The 1,540-nt window shown below is 66.0% G+C and carries 2 protein-coding genes; both read left to right on the forward strand.

The window, feature by feature from the left end; genetic code table 11:
• The coding region (locus tag E1285_RS45020; protein ID WP_132161026.1) for a hypothetical protein at positions 1–1,152 on the forward strand (1,152 nt) is incomplete at its 5' end.
• A 29-nt stretch (positions 1,153–1,181) separates the two neighbouring features.
• Positions 1,182–1,540, forward strand: a 359-nt coding sequence (locus E1285_RS45025) for a hemerythrin domain-containing protein (protein ID WP_243723489.1), incomplete at its 3' end; no start/stop codon positions are given.

Here is a 1,540-nt window from a genome sequence, read left to right on the forward strand (position 1 = left end):
AACTGGAGCCAGCTGGACGTCGCGCCCGTCGATCCCGACACCTCCGATCCCTACACCAAGTGCCGCATCATCGCGATGAACGGCATCGAGGTGGAGGCGATCATGTTCAGTCACCACTTCAACCGGGTCTGCCCGGATCTGGAGGTCAAGCAGCAGCTCGCGCAGGTCCGCAACATCGAGCAGCAGCAGCAGAAGGTCGTCAACTGGCTGCTGCCCGGCCAGGCGTCGGTGCTGGAGACCACGATCTCCTACGAGCAGGTCGCGGTCGACCTGACCGGCTGGGTCGCCCGGCAGGAGCCCGATCCCTACCTCAAGCAGGCCTACCAGTTCGGGCTGCTGGAGGACTTCGACCACCTGTACCGGTACGCCAACCTGTACGAGATGATCGAGCACCGCAAGGCCGAGAAGATCATCGATCAGCTCACCGAGGCGATTCCGGGACGGCCGACGCGGCTGCATCACCGCCACCCGATCGACAACGTCCGCGAGCCCTACGACCGGGAGGCCGCGGCGCCGATCTCGAAGCTGCACGCGCTGACGATCATGGCGGCCGAGCAGCAGACGATGAACTTCTACATGAACGTCGGCCCCATGTACATGGAGCCCATCGCCCGGCAGCTCTACCAGGAGATCGGGCTGGTCGAAGAGGAGCACGTCACCCACTACGAGTCGCTGGTGGACCCAGGGGAGACCTGGTGGGAGCGGCTGGTCAACCACGAGTACAACGAGTGCTACCTGTACTACTCGTTCATGCAGACCGAGACCGACCCGCGCATCAAGGGCATCTGGGAACTGCACCTGAACATGGAGCTGGAGCACCTGCGCATCGCGTGCGACCTGATGCGCCGCCACGACGGCCGCGACCCCGAACAGGTCCTGGCGCCGTCGCTGCCCGAGCCGGTCACCTTCGAGCCGAACAAGCAGCTCGTCCGAGAGCTGCTGGCCACCCAGATCGACTGGACGACGCTGGGCACCGGCTACGTCCAGGAGGCCCACCGCCGGTTCGAGGAGTACCAAGACAAGATCAACGCCGAGCGGCCGCCCAGCGACCAGGTCATGGAGGACCACCAGCACAAGTTCGGTGAGGAGTACCGGCTGGAGACCGAGGGCCCGCACCCCGTCCCGAGCATGCGCCAGAACCGTTACCAGTAGCGGACCGATCGACGAAGCGAGGGAAACCAGTGAGCACCAAGACCACGCAAGTCTCGTCCACGACCGACCTGGTCGACCTGCTGAAGGCGCAGCACGGGCGGATCCGGGACCTGTTCGACGAGGTGATGCACTCCGAAGGGCAGGAGCGCAAGGAGTCATTCCGGGCGCTGGTGCGGCTGCTGGCCGTGCACGAGACCGCCGAGGAGGAGATCGTCCACCCGGTGGCCCGGAGACTGCCCGGCGGCGACGGGATCGTGGACGACCGCCTGGCCGAGGAGCGCGAGGCCAAGGAGCTGCTGTCCGAGCTGGACGGCATGGACACCGACGACCCCGCGTTCCTGAAGTCGCTCGACAAGCTCCGCATGGACGTGCTGACCCATGCCCGGGC

This window comes from Actinomadura sp. 7K507 (assembly GCF_004348425.1).
In the GTDB taxonomy this organism is placed as follows: domain Bacteria; phylum Actinomycetota; class Actinomycetes; order Streptosporangiales; family Streptosporangiaceae; genus Spirillospora.